General features: G+C 62.8%; 4 protein-coding genes and 1 tRNA gene. 4 read left to right on the forward strand and 1 reads right to left on the reverse strand.

Translation table 11 applies throughout. The annotated features are described in order from the left end of the window. The coding region (locus tag ACEN88_RS20810) for a TraB/GumN family protein (protein WP_413342608.1) at positions 1–923 on the forward strand (923 nt) is incomplete at its 5' end. On the opposite strand, the gene epsC is transcribed toward ACEN88_RS20810, so the two are convergent. Then, the gene (epsC, locus tag ACEN88_RS20815; protein ID WP_413342610.1) at positions 924–1,856 is read right to left on the reverse strand and encodes a serine O-acetyltransferase EpsC; all 933 of its coding nucleotides are present in this window, start codon (positions 1,854–1,856) and stop codon (positions 924–926) included. It abuts the gene before it with no gap. 993 nt (positions 1,857–2,849) lie between these two features. Here epsC and ACEN88_RS20820 point away from each other — a divergent pair. From ACEN88_RS20820 to ACEN88_RS20830, 3 genes are all read left to right on the forward strand, one after another. After that, positions 2,850–2,923, forward strand: a tRNA-Gly gene (locus ACEN88_RS20820). A 17-nt stretch (positions 2,924–2,940) separates the two neighbouring features. Further along, entirely contained in the window at positions 2,941–4,608 is a 1,668-nt protein-coding gene (gene ltrA / locus ACEN88_RS20825) for a group II intron reverse transcriptase/maturase (protein ID WP_413342612.1), read from the forward strand. A gap of 247 nt (positions 4,609–4,855) precedes the next feature. Beyond that, positions 4,856–6,841, forward strand: coding sequence for an ATP-binding protein (locus ACEN88_RS20830; RefSeq protein ID WP_413342614.1), 1,986 nt, complete (start codon positions 4,856–4,858; stop codon positions 6,839–6,841). The last annotated feature ends 274 nt before the right edge of the window (positions 6,842–7,115 follow it).

Consider the following 7,115-nt stretch of genomic DNA (forward strand, 5'->3'; position numbering starts at 1 on the left):
TTCCACACGCCGGCGCCGTTCCCGCGACGGTCGTCATCGAAGGCCGCCGGCCCGGCCCCGGCGTGTGGAAGGTGTCGAAGGGAACGCACGTGATGTGGGTCTTCGGCACCTATTCTCCGCTGCCGCGGAACATGGAGTGGGATGCGTCGCGCGTCGAGCGCCTCGTGGCGAAGTCGCAGGAAGTCCTGATGCCGCCCGTCGCGAAAGCCCACATCGGTTTCTTCAGCGGGTTGACGGCGTTGCCCAGCCTCATCGGCATCAAGCGCAATCCGGACGATGCGGTGCTGCATGACGTGGTCCCGGCCGACGTTTACGCGCACTGGACGGTGCTGAAGGCCAAGTACATCGGCGAAGACGACGGCATCGAGCATTACCGGCCCGTCTTCGCCGGCGAGGAACTGCTGCTCGCCGGCCTCAAGAAAAGCGGCCTGAGCTATGGCAGCGAAGTGCTCGGCAAGATCGAGGACGTCGCGAAAAAGAACAAGGTCAAAATGACCGACTCGGGCTACGACGTCATGGTCGACGATCCGCGCAAGCTCGTGCGCGACTTCAAGAATTCGCAGGTGGCCGACCTCGTCTGCTTCACGAAGACGCTCGACACCCTGGACACCGATCTCGAAACGATGCGCGTGCGCGCGAATGCCTGGGCCAACGGCGACATCGCCGAGATCCGCGGCCTGAACTTCGCGGAGCGGCGGGATGCCTGCCTGGACGCCGTCATGAACAGCTCGATCGCGAAGGACGCGGCGGCCCTGCGCCAGGTGCGCCAGCGCCTGCGCACGTCGTGGCTGAAGGCGGCGGAGAATGCGCTGGCCAGCAATGCCGCCACCTTCGCCGTGCTGGAGATCCAGGACATCCTCGGCCCGACGAGCTACCTGGCCGGCCTGCAGGCCAGGGGTTACGTCGTCGAAAGTCCGAGGTAACTACACCGGCTCGCCCGATATGTCCGATGCGCCCAGGTCGTCCTCGCGCGATGCGGCCTGGGCCACGCGGGCACCCGGCGGCACGTCGTGCGTCAGCCAGACATTGCCGCCGATGACGGCGCCCTTGCCGATCGTGATGCGGCCCAGCACGGTGGCGCCCGCATAGATGACGACGTCGTCCTCGACGACAGGATGGCGCGGCAAGCCCTTCTGCAGGGTGCCGTCGACATTCGCGGGAAAGCGCTTCGCGCCCAGCGTGACGGCCTGGTACAGGCGCACGCGCTGGCCGATGACGGCCGTCTCGCCGATCACGACGCCCGTGCCATGGTCGATGAAGAAGCCGGCACCGATCGTCGCGCCCGGGTGGATGTCGATGCCCGTTTCCGCATGCGCCTGCTCGGCGATGATGCGTGCGAGCAACGGCAGGCCGAGCCCGTACAGGCAATGCGCGAGGCGGTAATGGATCATCGCGTGGATGCCCGGATAGCACAGCAGCACTTCGTCGACGCTGCGCGCGGCCGGGTCGCCCTGGAAGGCGGCGATCACGTCGCTGTCGAGCAGGGTGCGGATGCCGGGCAGCGCGGCGCCGAACGCGCGGGTGGCCTCGAGCGCCTGCGGTTCGATGTCGGTATGGGTCAGGTGGCGCAGCGCGGCGCTGTAGCGCAGCTCGATGCGGACCTGGCGCAGTAGCGCGTGCAGGGCGGTGTCCAGCGCGTGGGCGACGTGGAAATCCTCGCTTTCCTGGCGCAGGTCGGGCGGACCCAGGCGCAGCGGAAACAGCACGCCTTTCAACTGCCCGACGATGGTCGCCAGCGCGTCGCGCGACGGAAACTCGATGCCGCGCACCTCGCCGGCCGGACGATGCGCCTGGCGCCATTGGCGGCGCGCCTCGTTCAGGTCGCGCACGATCGCGCCGATGTCGAAGTCGGCCATCAGTCGTGCTCCCGGAGGCGGTGTTGGTCGGAAAGAGTTGGCCTCACGGTGCCTCCGCTGTGCTGATGGACGAGTGTTCAATATACGAGCCCATCCATGGGTGGCTCAACGAATTTTTCGACACAAGCTCATGTCGAAAAATGTCTAAGGTGACAAAGGAACGTGAACCCGCGTAGAATGCGGGCAACGCGGGTGTAGCTCAATGGTAGAGCAGAAGCTTCCCAAGCGTGCGACTCGAGTCGCTAAGGACGCCGTTCCTCCACACCACGTCATAGAGTGTGGTCAATCCCCAGCTGCACCTTTGCTACCATGGGGAGAACAGGTCTGATGAGCAACAAATGTAGCGACGAAGGCTGTACAAGCAATTGTCTTGAGGTGCATCAGCGGCCGGCAAGACCGAGGGTTCAGCCCCTCGTAGCCTAGGAGCGGTGCGTCACTGGTAACGGTGGGGTGCTGAGCGCTCCGACAATGTAGCCACCTTTCGGGGTACGGTAGGTTCCGTGAGGGATTTGCTGGGAGTTCGGTAGTTGCGATCGGACGAGGCGCTAGGCTGGATTAGATGGTTAACGCAAAGTGAACTGCTATTAAACGTCGTCAAGCTTGACGAGCCAAACGCAACGGCAAGAGGCTCGACGTGATCGGTTGTCCGTCTGCTTGGTGCGGACACGCTGACATAGGTATCACCGGCGAAAAGGCAGAACCTTCCTAATCCTGTTGCCTGTACGGAACGAGGTAAGCCTGATATGGCGTCTGGCCTGTACGGCAGACAAGGGTAATCGCGAGGTTGCCTGATGCTATAGTAGGTAGAGGATGATGGAAAAAGCGAATGCCTCTCTGTAATGGAGAGGATAGGGGATGAAAAGATTGCCCTAACGTGAAAACGTGCAGACTTCCATCTGGTGATCTGTCGCAAGACAGGTCTGTTAATCGCACCCAGTGGGGATAACGCATGCCCCGTTGGGGGCAAAGTGCGTCTATTCCCTTTGGGACGATGCGGGTGTAGCTCAATGGTAGAGCTGAGGCTTCCCAAGCCTATGACGAGGGTTCGATTCCCTTCACCCGCTCCAATCGACCGGAGGTTGATATGGACGCAAGTCAGTACGATTGTGATATTGCCTCCACAGGCTGGAAATCTTGGCACGACATTTCGTGGGTCAAAATTTATCAGACTGTCGCGAGGATACAGGCACGCATTGCGAAGGCAGCAAAAGCAGGTGAATGGCGGAAGGTGCGCTCCCTGCAGAGACTCCTGACCAAATCCACCGGAGCGAAAGCTCTGGCCGTGAGGCGGGTAACGGAGAATCGTGGCCGGAAAACTCCTGGTGTGGATCAGCAGACCTGGAGCACCCCAGAAGAGAAATGGCAGGCGGTGAATGGTCTCGGTATCAAGAGATACAAGCCTCTGCCACTACGTCGCATCTATATCCCGAAAGCTAATGGTGAAAAGCGCCCGTTGGGCATTCCCACCATGCGTGATCGAGCCATGCAAGCGCTGCACCTGTTAGCACTGGACCCTGTTGCCGAAACCATCGGCGATCCTCATTCATATGGCTTTCGACGGGAACGCTCGACGGCGGATGCCATCGGTCAGGTACGAAATGTACTGAGCCGTGAGGTGTCTCCCAAGTGGGTTCTTGAAGGGGATATCAAAGGTTGCTTCGACAATATCAGCCACGACTGGTTGGCCGCCAATGTCTGCATGGACAAGGGTGTCCTAAAGAAATGGCTGAGAGCAGGGTTCGTCGAGATGGGAAGGCTGTTCCCGACGCAAGCCGGAACGCCGCAGGGAGGCATCATCTCTCCGGTACTGGCGAATCTCGCATTGGATGGGCTGCAAAACGAACTTGCCTCACTGTTCCGAACGGTGAGAGAAGCGCGGACCGCGAAGGTCAATCTGGTGCGTTATGCGGATGACTTCATCATTACAGGCAGTTCGAAAGAACTTCTGGAAAATGAAGTAAAACCTCTGGTCGAGCGGTTTCTTGCGACCAGAGGACTTGTTCTCTCGGAGAAGAAAACCAAGGTCACGCATGTGACGGAGGGATTCGACTTTTTGGGATGGAACGTCAGGTACTTCGACAGTGGGCTGCTAGTGCAACCTTCCAAGAAGAACCAGAAGACGTTTCTGGACAAGATTCGGGAATTTCTGAGAACACGACAGGCCGTAGCACAGGTCGAGGTGATAGAGAAACTCACGCCGGTCATCAGGGGATGGGCCAACTATCATCGAAGCCAGAACTCGACCCGGACGTTTGCGAAGTGCGATCATCAAATCTGGCAAGCGTTGTGGCGCTGGGCGTGCAGACGCCATCCCAACAAGGGAAAGAAGTGGGTCAAGAAGCGCTACTTCAGGTGTGTAAAGGGGCGTGAGTGGTATTTCGCCGATAAGGATAAGCTCCTGCCGGTCTTGGGTGGTTATACGAAGCAGGTCCATGCCAAGATCAACAGCGACGCGAATCCATATGATCCGAAGGATGATGAATACTTCTCCAGACGGCTCGCGCAGCGGATGGAGAGGACTCTGGAGGGGCGGCGAAAGCTGCGATGGTTGTGGTGGTGGCAGGAAGGTCGGTGCCCGGTGTGCGAACAGAAGATCACACGCGAGACGGGGTGGCATCTGCACCATATCGTCAAGCGATCTGAACGTGGATCTGACAAGTTGACCAACCTGGTGTTGTTGCACCAAAACTGCCATATGCAGTATCACGCTAGAGAGAAACACGGTCCTGCCGGCATCTCGATGTTCAAGTAGGGATGCTGATGGATTGCTTGAGCCGTATGCGGGGAAACTCGCACGTACGGTTCTAAGGGGAGGGGAGTGCCGCGAGGCGCTCTCCTTACCCAACTTACGACGAGGGTTCGATTCCCTTCACCCGCTCCATCCCTCGACATTCCCCTCATATGCACGCATGCACGCCTGCACGCGGCCGTCCCGCCGTGCGCGCCCTGCCGCAAGCCCTTATGGCACACTGGCGTTGTTGCTTCAACCAGTGTCAATCATGCAAGAAAACAGACAACAGTCTGACGAAAACCATGCCGGCGCCCTGATGTTCCTGAGCGGCGGCGGCGAAGTGGGCGCGATGATGCGTGCGCACGACTGGTCCACGTCGCCGCTGGGCCATCCGCGCACGTGGCCGCAGGCGCTGCGCACGGTCGTCGGGCTGATGCTCAACTCGAAATTCCCCATGTTCGTCGCCTGGGGGAAGGAACTCGCATTCCTGTACAACGATCCGTATCGCGAGGTCCTCGGCGACAAGCATCCGGCCGCGCTGGGCGGGCGCTTCCACGATATCTGGGCCGAGATCTGGCACGACATCAACCCGCTGATCGAACGCGCACTGCGCGGCGAGGCGACGTATGCCGACCGCCTGTATCTCGTGATGAACCGCCACGGCTACGACGAGCCGACCTGGTTCACGTTCTCGTATTCGCCCGTGCGCGACGAGGACGGGGCCATCGCCGGCATGTATTGCGCGTGCGTCGAGGTCACCGAGCAGGTGCTGGCCGAGAAATACCGCAACGAGGAAAACGAGCGGCTGCGCGGCCTGTTCTCGCAGGCGCCCGGGATCATGGCCGTGCTGCGCGGCCCCGAGCATGTGTTCGAGCTGACGAACCAGTCGTACATGCAGCTGGTCGGCCACCGCCCGATCGTCGGCAAGCGCGCGCGCGAGGCGCTGCCGGAAATCGTTGGCCAGGGCTTCCTCGAACTGCTCGACCGCGTGTACGCGACGGGCGAGCCGTTCGTCGGCCATGCGCTGCCCGTGCGCCTGCAGCGCGAGCCGGAAGGGCCGCTGGAAGAGCGCTACATCGACTTCGTCTACCAGCCGATCCGCGACGAGAACGGGGCCGTCAGCGGCATCTTCGTGGAAGGCAGCGACGTCACCGACCGCAAGCTCGTCGAGGACGAGCTGCGCGCCGCCAACCGCCAGAAGGACCAGTTCCTCGCGATGCTGGCGCACGAGCTGCGCAATCCGCTCGCGCCCATCATGACGGCGGCCCAGCTGCTGAAGCTCGGCCGGCTGGACGCCAGGAGCGTGGCCAACGCCAGCGAGATCATCGTGCGCCAGGCCGAGCACATGACGGACCTCGTCAACGACCTGCTGGACGTCTCGCGCGTCACGCGCGGCCTCGTCACGCTGGAGATGGAAGCGCTGGACCTGAACGTGATCGTGTCCGCCGCCGTCGAGCAGGTGCGGCCGCTGATCGACGCGCGCCGCCATGCGCTGACCCTGCAGCTGTCGGGCCAGCCGGCGCACGTGACGGGCGACCGCACGCGCCTCGTGCAGGTCATCTCGAACATCCTCAACAACGCCGCCAAGTACACGGCGCCGGGCGGCCGCATCGTGCTGGCCGTGACCGTGGGCGACGGGCAGGTGACCGTGGCCGTGCGCGACAACGGCGTCGGCATCGCGCCGGAGGTGCTGCCCTACATCTTCGACCTGTTCACGCAGGCCGAGCGCACGCCCGACCGGTCGCAGGGCGGGCTCGGGATCGGCCTGGCGCTGGTGAAAAGCCTCGTCGCGCTGCACGGCGGCACCGTGCATGCCCGCAGCGAGGGCCTGGGACAGGGCAGCGAGTTCTCGATTTGCCTGCCGTGCGCGGCGCCGGACAATGGCAACCTGCGCGTGCTGGTCGTCGACGACAATGCCGACGCGGCCCAGATGCTGGCCGCGCTGCTCGAAGTGCAGGGCCACGCGGTCAGCGTCGAATACGATGCGCGCGGCGCGCTGGCGCGGGCGAGAAGCGAGCATCCGGACGTCCTGCTGCTCGACATCGGCCTGCCCGACATGGACGGCTACGAACTGGCGCGGCGCCTGCGCGCGCAGCCCGAGAGCGCGGGCGCCACGCTCGTCGCCCTGACCGGCTACGGCCAGAACCAGGACCGCGAGGAGGCCCAGCAGGCCGGCTTCGACCATTACCTCGTCAAGCCGGCCGACCTGAACGAGGTCAACGAGGTGCTGGCCCGGGCGGAAGCGCGGCGCTGAACGTTCTTGCGTGCGCGTATTGCCGCGCGGAACAAGGAGCGCTATCCTAGGTGCATGCCCCCCTGCGTAGGTTGCGCGCCGGGGCGGCGTATTTTCGTACCATAGTCAACGCGGGCGAAAACGGGGACGAGCATATGTACGACACCATCGAAAAACCGCAGGAGATCAGCCTCCTCGAACGGCACGGCGGACAGGCCGCCACGCAGGGCGTGGGACCGGACAAGGGTGCCGCGTCGACGGCCAGGCCGCCGCATGCGGGGCCGGGGGCCGTGGC

The organism is Massilia sp. CT11-108 (assembly GCF_047302915.1).
GTDB classification, from domain to species: Bacteria; Pseudomonadota; Gammaproteobacteria; order Burkholderiales; family Burkholderiaceae_D; genus Telluria; species Telluria orientalis.